Below are 16,318 nucleotides of genomic sequence, written 5' to 3' on the forward strand. Positions count from 1 at the left end.
AATTTTATTTGCTGTCATATAACTTTACACTGGCATTGTTAATTAATGGTTAATCAGGTGTATCTCATGAAGACAATTGCCTCCACCGCCCTTCCTGCCCGGGTTCAGCAACCTCGCTACGATCGCCAGTCATTACGCTCCCGCATCGTCCACTTTGGCTTTGGCGCGTTTCACCGTGCGCACCAGGCCTTGTTAACAAATCGGGTGCTGAATGAAAAAGGCGGCGACTGGGGAATTTGTGAGATTAGCCTCTTCAGCGGCGATGTGCTGATGAGCCAGCTGCGCGCGCAGGATCATCTGTTCACCGTGCTGGAAAAAGGGGCTGAAGGAAATGAGGCGATTATCGTCGGTGCCGTCCATGAATGCCTGAACGCAAAGCTGGACTCCCTGCCCGCTATTATTGAGAAATTTTGCGAACCTCAGGTCGCGATTGTCTCGCTCACCATCACAGAAAAAGGCTATTGCATCGATCCCGCGACCGGGAAACTCGACCTGAATAACCCCCGGATCGTCCACGACCTTGAAAACCCCTCAGAGCCACATTCCGCCCCTGGGATCCTGGTCGAAGCCCTCCACCGCCGCCGCGAGCGCGGCCTGCCCGCCTTTACCGTGCTCTCTTGCGACAATATCCCGGACAACGGGCACGTGGTGAAAAACGCGGTGCTGGGCATGGCGCAAAAACGTTCCGCAGGGTTATCTGAATGGATTGATAGCCACGTGAGTTTCCCGGGGACGATGGTCGACAGGATTGTGCCCGCCGCAACGGAGGCCTCGCTGGCGGAAATCACCGACGCGCTCGGCGTGGAAGATCCGTGCGCCATCAGCTGCGAGCCGTTCATTCAGTGGGTCGTGGAAGATAATTTTGTCGCCGGGCGTCCCGAGTGGGAAGTGGCGGGTGTCCAGATGGTGCAGGATGTTCTGCCGTGGGAGCAGATGAAATTACGCATGCTCAACGGCAGCCACTCTTTCCTGGCGTATCTCGGGTATCTTGCCGGCTACGCGCATATTAATGAATGCATGGAGGATGCAGCGTTCCGAGAAGCCGCCCGTCGGCTGATGCTGAACGAGCAGGCCCCCACGTTACGGATTAAGGATGTCGACCTCACCGCGTATGCCGATAGCCTGATCGAACGCTTTGCCAACCCGGCCCTCCAGCATCGGACCTGGCAAATCGCGATGGACGGTAGCCAGAAGCTTCCGCAAAGAATGCTGGACGGGATCCGCGTTCATCTTGAGCGAAACACGCCGTGGCCGCTGCTGGCCCTGGGCGTGGCAGGCTGGATACGCTACGTCAGCGGCACCGACGAGCGCGGCAACGCGATTGACGTTCGCGATCCCCTCAGCGATAAAATCCGCACGATCGTCAACGCCAGCAGCGACATCGACCGCGTCCCCGCGCTGCTGGGGCTGAGCGAAGTGTTTGGTCACGATCTCGCGCACAATCGTGTTTTTGTTGAGGCTGTTAGCCAGGCCTATCAGCGCATCACCCGTCACGGCGCACGTCAGGCTGTTATCGAAACGTTAAATATTTAACGATTGTTGCGCTTAACGCGAACGGATAAAGCCTCCGTTCGCCCTTCCCCTTCTCACAGGTCACGTTTTTCGCCAGGATAGAGAACAGTGTTATCGCATCATCATTCTCATCCGGAGCGCACGTGACCAAAACCAACCTCATCACCGGTTTTCTCGGCAGCGGTAAAACCACCTCAATTCTCCACCTGCTGGCGAATAAAGATCCGGCCGAGAAGTGGGCCGTGCTGGTCAATGAATTTGGCGAGGTGGGCATTGACGGCGCGTTACTGTCATCCAGCGGCGCGATGATTAAAGAGATCCCCGGCGGATGCATGTGCTGCGTCAATGGCCTGCCGATGCAGGTAGGGCTCAATACCCTGCTGCGTCAGGGCAAACCCGACCGCCTGCTGATTGAGCCCACCGGGCTGGGCCACCCGAAGCAGATCCTCGATTTACTGACCGCCCCGGTTTACGAGCCGTGGATCGATCTGCGCGCCACCCTGTGCCTGCTCGATCCGCGTCAGCTTCTGGATGACAAGGCGGTGGCCAACGAGAACTTCCGCGATCAGCTCGCCTCGGCGGACGTTATCGTCGCCAACAAGGAAGATCGCGCCACGCCAGAAAGCCAGGCCGCGCTGGAGGCGTGGTGGCACCATTTTGGCGGCAATCGCACGCGGGTGCAGGCCACGCAGGGGAATATTGATAGCGCCCTGCTTGACCTGCCTCGTCTGAACCTCACCGAGCTGCCCGCCAGCGCGGATCATGCGCACAGCCATCCGGTTAAGCAGGGTCTGGCAGCCCTGAGTCTGCCGGAGCACCAGCGCTGGCGTCGTAACCTGAACAGCGGCCAGGGATACCAGGCCTGCGGATGGATTTTCGATGCTGAAACCGTTTTTGACACCATTGGGATCCTGGAGTGGGCCCGCCTTGCGCCCGTCGATCGCGTGAAAGGGATCATGCGCACGCCGGACGGACTGGTGCGGATCAACCGCCAGGGCGACGATTTCTTCATTGAAACGCAGAACGTGGCGCCGCCTGACAGCCGAATAGAGTTAATTAGTGCGGTTAACGCCGACTGGAATGCCCTCCAGTCCAGCCTGTTGAGGATTCGTTTAAGTTCGGGCGGCTAACGTTGCCCCAGTTTTCACTCTATGCAGAACGTTATGACAACTCGATTTCCCCTGATATTACTGCTTAATGTCGCCGGTCTGGCGCTTTTCTTCTCCTGGTATATCCCGGCGAATCATGGTTTCTGGTTCCCCCTGGATTCTGGCATCTTTCACTTCTTCAACCAGGCGCTGGTGAAGAGCGACGCATTCCTGTGGCTGGTGGCCATCACCAACAACCGCGCCTTCGACGGCTTCTCGCTGCTGGCCATGGGCTGCCTGATGCTCTCTTTCTGGCTGAAAGAGGATAAAGCGGGACGTCGGCGTATTCTGATTATCGGTCTGGTAATGCTGCTGTTTGCTGTCGTCATTAATCAGCTGGCTACCGCGATTATTCCGGTTAAGCGTTCCAGCCCTACGCTCTTTTTCACCGATATTTATCGCGTCAGTGAGCTGCTGCATATTCCAACAAAAGATGCGTCGAAGGACAGTTTCCCCGGCGATCACGGCATGATGCTGCTCATTTTTTCCGCAGTCATGCTTCGCTATTTCGGCCGAAAAGCGTTTGCCATAGCCCTGATTATTTTTGTGGTTTTTGCCTTCCCGCGCGTAATGATTGGCGCTCACTGGTTCACCGATATTGCTGTCGGTTCGCTCTCCGTTGCGCTGATTGCGCTGCCGTGGTGTTTAATGACCCCGCTAAGCGACAGGATAATAACGTTGTTCGATCGCTATCTTCCCGGTAAGGCGCAACAACAATTAAACAAATAACTAACCTAAATTAACGTGAGCTATCAGGGATCGACATGATCCCCGATAGCCTTCCCGCCACGATCTTTTCCCTCTGTCATATTCCTGTCATCACATTCATGATAAAAATGAAGCAATTGCGCGATCACGCGTCGGATCTGACCGCATTTTAAGCAATTACGGATTTTTACTTTCTGTATCACATTTTCTTATAAAAAAAAGGCTTTTTTTACTCGCAATACCCCTGGCAATCGGTTAATCTCGAACTCGTTTTGCCCCATAGGGATAATTATTTCGATGGTGAATAATTTTGTGCGCTATGCCACAAATGTGACCAGAAAGAATTGTCTCGATGTGAACAGATAATTAGTCTCGTCACGTTTGGCATTTTTATAACGATATTTGTCGTTAAGGACTTCAAGGGAAAATAAACAAAATGGTCAAATCTCAACCGTTTCTGAGATATATCTTGCGGGGGATCCCGGCGATAGCAGTCGCGGTACTGTTATCTGCATGTAGTACATCGAACACCGCGAAGAATATGCATCCTGAGACGCGTGTTGTGGGAATGGAAGATTCCTCTTCACTGCAAGCCTCTCAGGATGAATTTGAAAATATGGTACGTAATCTGGACGTGAAGTCCCGCATTATGGACCAGTATGCTGACTGGAAAGGCGTGCGTTATCGTCTTGGCGGCAGCACGAAAACAGGTATTGATTGTTCCGGTTTTGTACAGCGTACGTTCCGCGAGCAATTTGGGTTAGATCTTCCGCGTTCAACCTATGAACAGCAGGAGATGGGCAAGTCGATTTCACGTACCAAACTGCGCACCGGTGATTTAGTTCTGTTCCGTGCCGGTTCTACCGGTCGACATGTTGGCATCTACATTGGTAATGACCAGTTCGTACATGCCTCCACCAGTAGCGGTGTGACCATTTCCAGCATGAACGAACCGTACTGGAAGAAGCGTTATAACGAAGCGCGCCGCGTACTGACCCGCAGTTAATATAACTATTGTATCGTTGGTTATCCCTTGGCTGGCGATATGATGAAAAAAAGCACTGCTTCGGCAGTGTTTTTTTTTGCCCGTTACACTGAATACATCAAGCGGCTTTTCAGGAATCACGACGTCTATGCTCACCCGCTACTTCTCCAGTAATCGTAAAATACTGATCCTCAGTATTATCACGGGTCTCATCACCGCCCTGCTCCTGGGTTCCCTGCAATTTTCGTGGAGTTACCACAAGCGGGAAGTCAAATTCGACACCCTGGTGAATGATGTGAGCGCCTACATGGGGAGCTATTTCGAAGACCTGAAAAAAGCGGTCAATGTCCTCCAGCCTCTCACGCTGAACACGTGCCAGGACGTCAACCAGGAACTCACCTCACGCGCGGCCTTCAGCATTAACGTTCGCGCCTTCCTGCTGGTCCGGGACAAAATGGCATTCTGCTCCTCGGCAACAGGCCCGATGAATGCCCCGATGGAGACGCTCATACCTGAGCTGAACATCAATAAACAGATCGATATGGCGTTGCTTCCGGGTACCCCCATGCTGCCTGATGAACCTGCGATTGCGATCTGGTACCGCAACCCATTAGTGAAGGACGGCGGGGTGTTCACTTCTGTGAATATTAATCTAACGCCTTACCTGCTCTATACTGAGCGCCAGGACGAGTTCGCGGGTATCGCTATCATTATCGGCGATAACGCCTTGTCGACGCGGTCCAGCACGCTGGTTCATACCCGCGACTTGCATGACATCCCGGTCCGCACGGCGACGCTGAAAGACCTCCCCCTGACCATCAACCTGTATGCGGACGCATGGACCAGCGATGAAATTCTCTACGCGCTGTTCTTCGGGCTGGTATGCGGGATTTGTGCCGGATCGCTTAACTACTACATCCTCAGCATTCGGCTCAACCCGGGTAAAGAAATTTTAAGCGCTATCAAGCGCGGTCAGTTTTATGTGGTTTATCAGCCCGTCGTCGATGCCAAATCGCTCAGGATGACCGGGCTTGAAGTCCTGATGCGCTGGAAACACCCGACAATGGGGGAAATTCCGCCGGACGCGTTTATCAATTTTGCCGAAGCACAGAAGCTGATTGTCCCGCTGACGCTGCATCTCTTTGACCTTATCATTCACGATGCTCCTGTGTTACAAACGCTGTTACCTCCGGGCGCAAAGGTGGGTATTAACATTGCACCGGGGCATCTGCATGCGGAAAGCTTCAAGGACGATATGCGCACCTTCAAAGCCCTGCTGCCGCCGGATTACTTCCAGATCGTGCTGGAAATTACCGAGCGCGATATGCTCAACCATCGGGAAGCCAACACCCTTTTCGAATGGCTGCATAACGAAGGGTTTGAAATCGCCATTGATGATTTTGGTACCGGCCACAGCGCGCTGATTTACCTTGAGCATTTCACCATGGATTACCTCAAAATCGACCGTGGTTTTGTTAATGCGATCGGTACCGAGACCGTGACGTCGCCGGTGCTGGATGCCGTTCTGACGCTGGCAAGACGACTGAATATGTCGACCGTCGCCGAAGGGGTAGAGACGCCGGAACAGGCGGCCTGGCTGCGCGAACACGGCGTTAACTTCCTGCAGGGATACTGGATTAGCCGCCCGATGCCGCTGGCGCAGTTCCGCGAATGGCGGCCTGATATTTCGCCCGAAGGCGATTAATTTCACATTGCCCGTGACGTCACTTATTATTCAGCTTAACCGAGCCGGTCTGTAGAGAGGGAGCTGCCGCGAGATGCTTATGCGCTTTATGTTGCTGATGTTGGCATTCACGAGCCTGTCCAGCCAGGCGCAAACCATCAAAGAGAATATCGCCTTCGCGGTGATTGGCGAGCCGAAATACGCGGTCAATTTTACGCACTTCGATTACGTCAACCCAGCCGCGCCAAAAGGCGGTAAGGTCACGCTTTCCGCCACGGGAACCTTCGACAACTTCAACCGCTACGCCCTGCGCGGCGTGGCGGCCGCGCGTACGGAATCGCTTTACGATACGCTCTTTGTCACCTCCGATGACGAGCCCGGCAGCTACTATCCGCTCATTGCCGAGAACGTGCGTTACGCCGATAACTTCGCCTGGGCGGAAATCTCGCTGAACCCGCGGGCACGTTTTCACGATGGCACACCGGTGAAGGCCAGCGACGTTGCGTTCACCTTCCATAAATTCATGACCGAAGGCGTCCCCCAGTTCCGCATCGTATATAAAGGCGCGTCGGTCAGAGCCATCGCGCCGCTCACTGTGCGCATTGAGCTGAGCGAACCGAACAAAGAGAATATGCTCAGCCTGTTCTCGCTGCCGGTGATGCCGGAATCGTTCTGGAAAAATCATAAGCTGAGCGACCCGCTTTCAACGCCTCCTCTGGCTGGCGGCCCCTACCGCATTACCGACTGGCGCATGGGGCAATATGTCGTCTATTCCCGCGTCAAAGACTACTGGGCGGCCAATCTGCCGGTCAACCGCGGACGCTGGAACTTCGACACCCTTCGCTATGATTACTACCTCGACGATAACGTGGCGTTTGAAGCGTTCAAAGCCGGGGCATTCGATTTGCGCGTCGAGAGCAGCGCTAAAAACTGGGCGACCCGCTATATCGGCAAAAATTTCGCCAAAGGCTATATCGTCAAAGACGAACACAAAAATGAATCTGCCCAGGACACCCGCTGGCTGGCGTTTAATATTCAGCGTCCGGTATTTAATGACCGCCGGGTGCGGGAAGCCATCTCCCTGGCCTTTGATTTTGAGTGGATGAACAAAGCGCTGTTTTACGGGGCTTATAGCCGCGCCAACAGCTATTTTCAGAATACCGAATACGCCGCGCGTGATTATCCGAAAGCCGACGAACTGGTCCTGCTGGCCCCCCTTAAAGCAGAGGTACCGCCAGAGGTGTTTACAACGGTGTTTCAGCCGCCCGCATCGAAGGGTGACGGTTACGACCGCGACAACCTGCTCAAAGCCAGCAAGCTGCTGGATGACGCAGGCTGGCACCTGAAGAACCAAAAACGTGTGGATGCCAAAACGGGCAAGCCACTCAGCTTTGAGCTGCTGCTCTCGTCCGGGGGCAACGACCAGTGGGTGCTGCCGTTTAAGCACAACCTTGAGCGGCTGGGCGTGACCATGAACATTCGCCAGGTCGATAACGCGCAGATCACCAGCCGCATGCGCAGCCGTGATTACGACATGATGCAGCGCCTGTGGCCCGCGCAGCCGTGGCCTAGCTCGGACCTGCAAATCTCCTGGGCCTCCAGCTACATCGACTCCTCGTACAATGCGCCGGGGGTAAAAAGCCCGGCGATTGATGCGCTGATTGCGAAAATCGTGGCGGCGCAGGGGGATAAAGACAAGCTCGTGCCGCTCGGGCGCGCCCTCGACAGGGTCTTAACCTGGAACTACTACATGCTGCCGATGTGGTATATGGGCGAAGATCGCCTTGCGCGCTGGGATAAGTTCTCCGTGCCTGCCGTGCGCCCAGTCTATTCTCTGGGCTTTGACACCTGGTGGTATGACGTTAACAAAGCCGCCAGACTTCCCGCTGAACGGCGATAAGGAATTATCATGGGTGCCTATCTTCTCCGCCGTCTGCTGCTGGTCATCCCCACCCTGTGGGCCATCATCACGATTAACTTTTTTATTGTGCAAATCGCTCCTGGCGGGCCGGTCGATCAGGCCATTGCCGCCATTGAATTTGGCAACAGCGGCGGCATGCCGGGCGGCGGCGGCGAAGGGATGGGCGCCAGCCATGCGCGAACTGGCGTAGGGAATATCAGCGAAAGCCATTACCGCGGCGGACGCGGGCTGGATCCGGAGGTGATCGCCGAGATCACCCACCGCTACGGCTTTGATAAACCGATTCACGAGCGCTATTTCAAGATGCTCTGGGATTACATCCGCTTTGATTTTGGCGATAGCCTGTTTCGCAGTGCGTCAGTGCTGACGCTGATCAAGCAAAGCCTGCCGGTTTCGATCACGCTCGGGCTGTGGGGTACGCTGATCATCTATCTGGTCTCTATACCGCTTGGGATCCGCAAAGCGGTGTACAACGGCAGCCGGTTCGATATCTGGAGCAGCACGTTCATCATTATCGGCTATGCCATCCCGGCGTTTCTGTTCGCCGTTCTGCTGATCGTCTTTTTTGCCGGGGGCAGTTATTTTGATCTCTTCCCGCTGCGGGGGCTCGTCTCCGCCGATTTCAGCTCCCTGCCGTGGTACCAGAAAATCACCGACTACCTCTGGCATATCACGCTGCCGGTTCTGGCCACGGTCATTGGCGGGTTTGCGGCCCTGACCATGTTGACCAAAAACGCCTTTCTCGATGAAATTCGTAAACAGTACGTCGTCACGGCCCGCGCTAAAGGCGTGAGCGAAAAGCAGATCATGTGGAAGCACGTGTTCCGCAACGCCATGCTGCTGGTGATCGCCGGATTTCCGGCCACGTTCATCAGTATGTTTTTTACCGGCTCGCTGCTGATAGAGGTGATGTTCTCGCTTAACGGTCTGGGCCTGCTGGGCTATGAGGCCACCGTGTCGCGTGATTATCCGGTAATGTTCGGCACGCTCTATATTTTCACCCTGATTGGCCTGCTGCTGAATATCATCAGCGATATCAGCTATACGCTGGTCGATCCCCGAATCGATTTTGAGGGCCGATGATGCCGCGTTTAAGCCCCGTCAACCAGGCCCGCTGGGCCCGCTTTCGCCACAACCGCCGCGGCTACTGGTCGCTGTGGATTTTTGCCGTGCTGTTTGTCTTAAGCCTGTTTTCAGAACTGATCGCTAACGATAAACCGCTGCTGGTGCATTTTAACGATCGCTGGTACGTGCCGGTCATCGCCAATTACAACGAAAGCGACTTTGGCGGCCCGTTTGCGACGCCGGCAGAGTATCAGGACCCGTGGCTTCGCCAGCAGATTGAGCAGCACGGCTGGGCGCTCTGGGCGCCGGTGCGTTTTGGCGCAAACAGCATTAACTTCGCCACCACGACCCCCTTCCCTTCCCCGCCCTCCGCGCAAAACTGGCTGGGAACGGATGCAAACGGCGGCGACGTGCTGGCGCGCATCCTGTATGGCACGCGTATTTCGCTTCTCTTTGGGCTGATGCTGACGATCTTCTCCAGCGTGATGGGCGTCGTGGCGGGCGCCATTCAGGGCTACTACGGCGGGAAAATTGACCTCTGGGGCCAGCGGGTGATTGAGGTCTGGTCAGGCATGCCGACGCTGTTTCTGATCATCCTGCTTTCCAGCGTCGTACAGCCCAACTTCTGGTGGCTATTAGGCATCACCGTCCTGTTCGGCTGGATGGCGCTGGTCGGTGTGGTCAGGGCCGAGTTTCTGCGCACCCGTAATTTCGACTATATTCGCGCCGCGCAGGCGCTTGGCGTGAGCGACCGCGGGATCATCTTCCGCCATATGCTGCCCAACACCGTGGTGGCAACGCTCACCTTCCTGCCGTTTATTCTGTGCAGCTCCATCACCACCCTCACCTCACTGGATTTTCTCGGTTTCGGGCTACCGTTGGGTTCCCCGTCCCTCGGCGAACTGCTGCTGCAGGGCAAGAACAACCTGCAGGCGCCGTGGTTAGGCATCGCCGCCTTTCTTTCCGTGGCCGTGCTGCTGTCGCTGCTGATTTTTATTGGCGAAGCCGTGCGCGATGCCTTTGATCCGAACAAGGCGGTTTAAAATGACCCAGCCCCTGCTCCGTATTGATAACCTGTCGATTGCCTTTTCAAAACAGGACGAGACGCGCACCGTGGTCAGCGACCTGACGCTGCAGATCCAGCGCGGTGAAACGCTGGCCCTGGTGGGTGAGTCGGGTTCAGGCAAGAGCGTTTCGGCGCTCTCCATCCTGCGGCTGCTGCCTTCTCCGCCGGTGAGCTACCCGCAAGGGGATATCCTTTTTCACGGCCGTTCGCTGCTGCACGCCGACGAACAGACCCTGCGCGGCATTCGCGGCAACAAAATCGCGATGATCTTCCAGGAACCGATGGTGTCGCTTAACCCGCTGCACAGCCTGGAAAAACAGCTCTATGAAGTGCTCTCCCTGCACCGTGGGATGCGCAAAGAGGCCGCGCGGGGAGAAATTCTGGATTGTCTTGAACGCACAGGCATACGCAATGCGGCCAAACGGCTGAATGATTTTCCGCATCAGCTCTCCGGCGGCGAACGCCAGCGCGTGATGATCGCCATGGCCCTGCTGACGCGCCCCGAGCTGTTGATTGCCGACGAGCCCACAACGGCGCTGGACGTGACGGTACAGGCGCAAATACTGACGCTGCTGCGGGACCTGCGTGACGAGCTAAACATGAGCCTGCTGTTTATCACGCACAACCTGAGCATTGTGAGAAAGCTGGCCGACAGCGTCGCGGTGATGCAAAACGGCCGCTGTGTTGAACAGAATACGGCGTCCACGCTGCTGAGTGCCCTACAGCACCCCTATACGCAGCGCCTGCTCGACAGCGAACCCTCCGGCGACCCGGTTCCCCTCGACGCTGACAGCACGCCGCTGCTGCGCGTTGAGGATCTGTCCGTCTCGTTCCCGATCCGCAAAGGTATTCTGCGCCGCATTGTCGATCGCAACCCGGTGTTAAAAAATATCCGCTTCTCGCTGCGCCCGGGCGAATCCCTCGGGCTGGTGGGCGAATCCGGCTCGGGTAAAAGCACCACCGGTCTGGCGCTGCTGCGCTTAATTGCCTCACAGGGCGAAATCCTGTTTGACGGCATGCCGCTGCACCGCTGGAACCGGCGGCAGATGCTGCCCGTACGTCCTCGCATGCAGGTGGTCTTTCAGGATCCCAACTCCTCGCTTAACCCGCGGCTCAGCGTGTTACAGATTGTCGAAGAGGGCCTGCGCGTCCATCAGCCCGGCCTGAGCGCGCAGCAGCGCGAGCAGGAGGTCATGCGGGTAATGGTTGAAGTGGGTTTAGATCCCGAGACGCGCCACCGCTATCCTGCGGAATTTTCCGGCGGGCAGCGCCAGCGTATCGCCATTGCCCGCGCGCTGATCCTGAAACCAGAGCTAATTATTCTGGATGAACCGACGTCGTCTCTGGACAGGACCGTACAGGCGCAGATCCTGGCGCTGCTTAAAGGGCTACAGGAAAAGCACCGGCTGGCCTATATCTTTATCAGCCATGATTTGCAGGTAGTGCGGGCGTTATGCCATCAGGTGATTGTGTTGCGACAGGGAGAGGTGGTCGAGCAGGGTGATTGCCAGCGCGTATTTAGCGCGCCAACGCAGCGCTACACGCGCCAGCTGTTGTCGTCAGACTAGCGCTCAGAATGGATACTGGCCGGAGAAAGGCTCTGCAATAGCAACGCCAAAATTTTTCAGGCGGCAGGTGGCAGCAAACTCGTCCTGGCTTTTCACAAACAGGCACGGCTCCCCTTCGCATTCCAGCACGGAGCTGTCCACTTCGATATCCGTCAGGGCCTGACTGAGACGCTCCATCACCCGCCATGCATTTTCATCGCTCGGGCTCAGCAGCTTGAGCGCCACCAGGCAGTTTTCACAGCCCGCGACGTTTTGCGGAATCGGTTCAACTTTCGAACCAGCAAAACCCGCCGACCAGCGATAGCTCTGGGGCAAGCGATGGACAATAGAAAGTTGTAATGTATTCACGTTCGTTCCCCGGAAGCAAAATTTACTTCACAATTTATTTACATTTATAGTAACACATCATCGCCAGCCTGCACTATTCAGCACTTTTTTATCGGTATTCAGGCTCGCGTCGGCGCTATATGTACCCGTTTCTGCGATCTAACTCAACCTTTTTGAATACAATGATGTGACTTTTTACACAAATAGATTTTACATAAAATAAACAAACACAGCATAAACGAACGGGGTTTGGTTGATATGTATCAACAAAAAAGGCCCTGCCGGGCCTTCTCTGTGTTTTAGTGGGCCGCTTTTCGCGGTCGACTGGCGTAAAGATAGAAGAGTATCGAGCTGGTTGCGCAAAACGCCATCGCCCACAGCATCGGCCATGCCGTCGTAAAGGTGGCCATCGAAAGCAACGCGCCAACGATAGCGCCGATGCCGAAGCGGAACGTCCCCGCCAGGGAAGAGGCGGTCCCCGCCATGTGCGGGAACTCATCCAGGATCACCGCCATCGCATTGGACGACACCATCGACACACAGCCGACAAAGGCCGCTACGCCGACCACCAGCGCCCAGAAGCCCACGCCCAGAAACGCGCTCACCACCAGCCAGATCGCCATCACAAACTGGATCCACAGCCCCGCGCGAAACATGTTCAGCGCCCCCACCCGCCGGACAAAGCGGCTGTTGATGATGGTCATGATGAACAGGAAGACGATGTTAAGCGCAAAGTAATAGCCGAAGTGCTGCGGCGACACGTGGTTAAGCTCGATGTAGACAAACGGCCCGGCGCTCAGGAAAGAGAACATTCCGGCAAAGCTGAACCCGCTTGCCAGCATATAGCTGAGCACGCGCTTGTGGCGAAACAGCGAGGCAAAGTTGCCGATGGTGGTACGGATGTGAAACTTCTGGCGGCGCTCGACGGGAAGCGTTTCATCTATAAAGAAGAAGATCATTGCCGAGGCCAGCAGCGCGGCCAGGGCCAGGATCCAGAAAATCACATGCCAGCTGAACCACACCAGCACCGCACCACCCGCCATTGGCGCCGGCAGCGGCGCAATCGTCGTCACCAGCATCACGAACGACATCATGCGGGAGAACTCTTCCTTCGGGTAGATATCGCGCATCAGGGCGTTAATCACCACGCTTGCCGCTGCCGCCGCCAGACCGTGGAAGAAACGCATGATGATCAGATGATCGATGGTCTGGGCCAGCGCACAGGCAACCGCTGCGGCCGCAAAGACCAGCGTCCCGCCCAGAATGACGGGCTTGCGTCCAAGGCTGTCCGCCATCGGGCCATAAAACAGCTGGCCGAGGGCAAAGCCGAGAATATAGGTGCTGAGCGTCATCTGCGCGCTGCCCGCCGGGACGCCAAACTGCGCGGAAATGACCGGCAGCGCGGGCAGGTACATATCAATAGACAGCGGCATCAGCATGGCCAGCAGGCCAAGAATGAAGACGATTTTGAACGACGAGTGTGGCCTGATGGTCACAGGGTTCTCCTGAAATTAGTGCGAAGGCAGACCGACGCTGGCGATCTCTTCTTCCGTTAACGGACGGTATTCGCCTGGCGCAAGGTCGGGATCGAGTTCAATCGCACCAATCCGTTCGCGATGCAGGCCAACAACGTGGTTCCCCACCGCGGCAAACATACGTTTCACCTGATGGTAGCGCCCTTCGCTGATGGTCAGACGGACCTCCGTCGGGGTGATGACTTCAAGCACCGCCGGCTTAGTCAGATCTTTTTCATTATGCAGCTGCACGCCTTTCGCGAAGTGCTCAGCCGTGTCATCCGACACCGGTGACTCCAGCGTCACGAGATAGGTTTTCTCGCAGTGGTGGCGTGGAGAGGTGATGCGGTGCGACCACTGACCGTCGTCGGTCATCAGCACCAGACCGGTGGTGTCGATATCGAGGCGGCCTGCGGCATGCAGCTTGTGCGCCACCGGTTCGTCGAGGAAATAGAGCACCGTCGGGTGATCCGGATCGTCCGTTGAGCAGACGTAGCCTTCCGGCTTATTGAGCATGAAGTAGCGAGGACCGTGCTGCTGGGTCAGCGGATTGCCGTCATACTCCACCTGATGGTCAGGTTGCAGTTTGAACGCGCTGTCTCTCACAATGTCGCCATCCACGGTAACGCGGCTGGCGCGAATTTCGCGCCCGGCAATAGCGCGGCTTACGCCGAGTTGCTGAGCGATAAACTTATCAAGTCGCATGAAATCTTTTTAGCCTTAATGGTGCAGGAAGTCGGACAACAGGTCCGAAAATAGAAGCAGTCTGGAACGGTTCAGTATAATGGTCTGGTTGCGCCACTCAAGGGAAAAAGTTTCGTGGCATACTATCTATACCCTAAATAATTCGAGTTGCATGAAGGCGGCAAAGGAGTGAATCCCCGGGAGCTTACATAAGTAAGTGACCGGGGTGAACGAGTGCAGCCAACGCACAGGCAACTTGAAGTATGACGGGTATATGTGCGGAATAACAAAACCGAGACCCCATGACTTTTACACTTCGTCCCTATCAGCAGGAAGCCGTTGACGCCACCCTCGCCTGGTTCCGTAAACATCGCGAGCCGGCGGCGATTGTGCTCCCGACCGGTGCAGGCAAAAGCCTGGTCATTGCCGAGCTGGCGCGTCTGGCCCGTGGCCGCGTGCTGGTGCTGGCGCACGTTAAAGAGCTCGTCGCGCAAAACCATGCCAAGTATTGTGCACTTGGACTGGAAGCCGACATTTTCGCCGCCGGTCTAAAGCGTAAAGAGAGCCACGGCAAGGTGGTGTTTGGCAGCGTGCAGTCGGTGGCCCGCAATCTGGATCTGTTTCGCAGCGAATTTTCGCTGCTGATTGTCGACGAGTGTCACCGCATCAGCGATGACGACGACAGCCAGTATCAGCAAATCCTGACGCACCTGAAAGACGTGAACCCTCACCTGCGCCTGCTGGGCCTGACGGCGACCCCGTTTCGTCTGGGTAAAGGCTGGATCTATCGTTACCATTATCACGGCATGGTGCGCGGCGATGACAAGGCCCTGTTTAGCGACTGCATCTACGAGCTTCCGCTGCGCTACATGATTAAACATGGCTACCTGACGCCGCCTGAACGGCTGGATATGCCGGTGGTGCAGTACGATTTCAGCCGCCTGCAGGCGCAGAGCAACGGGTTATTCAGCGAAGCGGATCTTAACCAGGAGCTGAAAAAGCAAAAGCGCATTACGCCGCATATCATCAGCCAGATTGAGGAGTTCGCCGCGACGCGCAAAGGGGTGATGATCTTTGCCGCCACCGTTGAGCACGCGCGCGAAATCACCGGGTTACTGCCCTCCGGCGACGCGGCGCTCATCACCGGCGAGACGCCCGGCCCCGAGCGCGACCGCCTGATTGAGGCCTTTAAAGCCCAGCAGTTCCGCTATCTGGTTAACGTGTCGGTGTTGACCACCGGCTTTGACGCCCCGCACGTCGACCTGATCGCTATCTTGCGCCCGACCGAATCGGTCAGTCTGTATCAACAAATTGTTGGCCGCGGCCTGCGTCTGGCGCCGGGGAAAACCGACTGTCTGATCCTGGATTATGCCGGTAACCCGCACGATCTCTATACGCCTGAGGTCGGCGCGCCAAAAGGAAAAAGCGACAACGTGCCCGTGCAGGTCTTTTGCCCTGCCTGCGGGTTTGCCAACACCTTCTGGGGCAAAACCACCGCCGAGGGTACGCTGATCGAACATTTTGGCCGCCGCTGTCAGGGCTGGTTTGAAGATGATGACGGGCATCGCGAGCAGTGCGATTTTCGTTTCCGCTTCAAAAACTGCCCGCAGTGCAACGCCGAAAATGACATTGCCGCTCGCCGCTGTCGGGAGTGCGACACGGTGCTGGTTGACCCGGACGACATGCTGAAAGCGGCGCTAAAGCTGAAAGATGCGCTGGTGCTGCGCTGTTCCGGCATGGCGCTACAGCCCGGCGCCGATGAAAAGGGCGAATGGTTGAAAATCACCTATTACGACGAGGACGGGGCGGACGTCAGCGAGCGCTTCCGGGTCCAGACGCCTGCCCAGCGAACGGCCTTCGAACAGCTGTTTATTCGCCCGCACACCCGCACCCCGGGCGTGCCCCTGCGCTGGATCACCGTGGCCGATATCGTGCGCCAGCAGGTGTTGTTGCGCCATCCGGATTTTGTCGTCGCCCGTAAGAAAGGCCAGTACTGGCAGGTGCGCGAGAAGCTCTTTGACTACGAAGGTCGCTTCCGTCGCGCCAACGAATTGCGCGGTTAGCGGGACTTTTCATTGATGTGAGGGGCATTTGAGTATAAAATGCCGCCCGCTTCACATCCGTGAGGCAGAACAC

13 protein-coding genes are annotated in these 16,318 nt (G+C 56.4%); 10 read left to right on the forward strand and 3 right to left on the reverse strand.

What is annotated here, in order from left to right; all coding sequences use genetic code 11:
* Nucleotides 1–66 precede the first annotated feature (66 nt).
* From ACOTXI_RS06685 to yejF, 9 genes are all read left to right on the forward strand, one after another.
* Nucleotides 67–1,533 (forward strand): mannitol dehydrogenase family protein, encoded by a 1,467-nt coding sequence (locus ACOTXI_RS06685; RefSeq protein ID WP_058654863.1) that lies wholly within the window; start codon nt 67–69, stop codon nt 1,531–1,533.
* Between the two features lie 122 nt (nt 1,534–1,655).
* Nucleotides 1,656–2,642, forward strand: coding sequence for a CobW family GTP-binding protein (locus ACOTXI_RS06690; protein WP_058654861.1), 987 nt, complete (start codon nt 1,656–1,658; stop codon nt 2,640–2,642).
* A 33-nt stretch (nt 2,643–2,675) separates the two neighbouring features.
* Nucleotides 2,676–3,389: a phosphatase PAP2 family protein gene (locus ACOTXI_RS06695; RefSeq protein WP_165602948.1), complete on the forward strand. Its 714-nt coding sequence runs from the start codon at nt 2,676–2,678 to the stop codon at nt 3,387–3,389.
* Nucleotides 3,390–3,804: 415 nt separating this feature from the next.
* Nucleotides 3,805–4,374, forward strand: coding sequence for a bifunctional murein DD-endopeptidase/murein LD-carboxypeptidase (gene mepS, locus ACOTXI_RS06700; protein WP_008500946.1), 570 nt, complete (start codon nt 3,805–3,807; stop codon nt 4,372–4,374).
* A 127-nt stretch (nt 4,375–4,501) separates the two neighbouring features.
* Nucleotides 4,502–6,058 (forward strand): cyclic di-GMP phosphodiesterase, encoded by a 1,557-nt coding sequence (locus ACOTXI_RS06705; RefSeq protein ID WP_008500947.1) that lies wholly within the window; start codon nt 4,502–4,504, stop codon nt 6,056–6,058.
* Between the two features lie 73 nt (nt 6,059–6,131).
* A complete protein-coding gene (locus ACOTXI_RS06710) occupies nt 6,132–7,937 on the forward strand; it encodes an extracellular solute-binding protein (protein ID WP_008500948.1) in 1,806 nt (601 codons plus the stop codon).
* Nucleotides 7,938–7,946: 9 nt separating this feature from the next.
* Nucleotides 7,947–9,041 carry a microcin C ABC transporter permease YejB gene (locus ACOTXI_RS06715; protein ID WP_008500949.1) on the forward strand — a complete coding sequence of 365 codons (1,095 nt, stop codon included), beginning with the start codon at nt 7,947–7,949 and terminating at the stop codon, nt 9,039–9,041.
* Nucleotides 9,041–10,066 (forward strand): ABC transporter permease, encoded by a 1,026-nt coding sequence (locus ACOTXI_RS06720; protein WP_058654856.1) that lies wholly within the window; start codon nt 9,041–9,043, stop codon nt 10,064–10,066. Before ACOTXI_RS06715 ends, ACOTXI_RS06720 begins: the two co-directional genes overlap by 1 nt.
* Nucleotide 10,067: 1 nt before the next feature.
* Nucleotides 10,068–11,657, forward strand: coding sequence for a microcin C ABC transporter ATP-binding protein YejF (gene yejF, locus ACOTXI_RS06725; protein WP_103786734.1), 1,590 nt, complete (start codon nt 10,068–10,070; stop codon nt 11,655–11,657).
* 3 nt (nt 11,658–11,660) lie between these two features.
* Here the strand turns inward: yejF and ACOTXI_RS06730 are convergent, their stop codons facing one another.
* The 3 genes from ACOTXI_RS06730 to rsuA all read right to left on the reverse strand — a co-directional run bounded on the left by ACOTXI_RS06730 (nt 11,661) and on the right by rsuA (nt 14,203).
* Entirely contained in the window at nt 11,661–12,005 is a 345-nt protein-coding gene (locus ACOTXI_RS06730; protein WP_008500952.1) for a YejG family protein, read from the reverse strand.
* Between the two features lie 278 nt (nt 12,006–12,283).
* Entirely contained in the window at nt 12,284–13,480 is a 1,197-nt protein-coding gene (locus ACOTXI_RS06735; RefSeq protein WP_058654853.1) for a Bcr/CflA family multidrug efflux MFS transporter, read from the reverse strand.
* Between the two features lie 15 nt (nt 13,481–13,495).
* Nucleotides 13,496–14,203 (reverse strand): 16S rRNA pseudouridine(516) synthase RsuA, encoded by a 708-nt coding sequence (gene rsuA / locus ACOTXI_RS06740; protein WP_021241522.1) that lies wholly within the window; start codon nt 14,201–14,203, stop codon nt 13,496–13,498.
* Nucleotides 14,204–14,484: 281 nt separating this feature from the next.
* Here rsuA and ACOTXI_RS06745 point away from each other — a divergent pair, with 281 nt between their 5' ends.
* Entirely contained in the window at nt 14,485–16,245 is a 1,761-nt protein-coding gene (locus ACOTXI_RS06745; protein WP_058654852.1) for a DEAD/DEAH box helicase, read from the forward strand.
* The last annotated feature ends 73 nt before the right edge of the window (nt 16,246–16,318 follow it).

Source organism: Enterobacter cloacae complex sp. BZL2005 (genome assembly GCF_049238885.1).
Taxonomy (GTDB): Bacteria; Pseudomonadota; Gammaproteobacteria; order Enterobacterales; family Enterobacteriaceae; genus Enterobacter; species Enterobacter roggenkampii.

Coding starts and splice junctions, on each gene's coding strand:
- ACOTXI_RS06685 (WP_058654863.1), top strand. CDS start 67: ATGAAGACAATTGCCTCCACCGCCCTTCCTGCCCGGGTTCAGCAACCT.
- ACOTXI_RS06695 (WP_165602948.1), top strand. CDS start 2,676: ATGACAACTCGATTTCCCCTGATATTACTGCTTAATGTCGCCGGTCTG.
- mepS (WP_008500946.1), top strand. CDS start 3,805: ATGGTCAAATCTCAACCGTTTCTGAGATATATCTTGCGGGGGATCCCG.
- ACOTXI_RS06705 (WP_008500947.1), top strand. CDS start 4,502: ATGCTCACCCGCTACTTCTCCAGTAATCGTAAAATACTGATCCTCAGT.
- ACOTXI_RS06710 (WP_008500948.1), top strand. CDS start 6,132: ATGCTTATGCGCTTTATGTTGCTGATGTTGGCATTCACGAGCCTGTCC.
- ACOTXI_RS06715 (WP_008500949.1), top strand. CDS start 7,947: ATGGGTGCCTATCTTCTCCGCCGTCTGCTGCTGGTCATCCCCACCCTG.
- ACOTXI_RS06720 (WP_058654856.1), top strand. CDS start 9,041: ATGCCGCGTTTAAGCCCCGTCAACCAGGCCCGCTGGGCCCGCTTTCGC.
- yejF (WP_103786734.1), top strand. CDS start 10,068: ATGACCCAGCCCCTGCTCCGTATTGATAACCTGTCGATTGCCTTTTCA.
- rsuA (WP_021241522.1), bottom strand. CDS start 14,203: ATGCGACTTGATAAGTTTATCGCTCAGCAACTCGGCGTAAGCCGCGCT.
- ACOTXI_RS06745 (WP_058654852.1), top strand. CDS start 14,485: ATGACTTTTACACTTCGTCCCTATCAGCAGGAAGCCGTTGACGCCACC.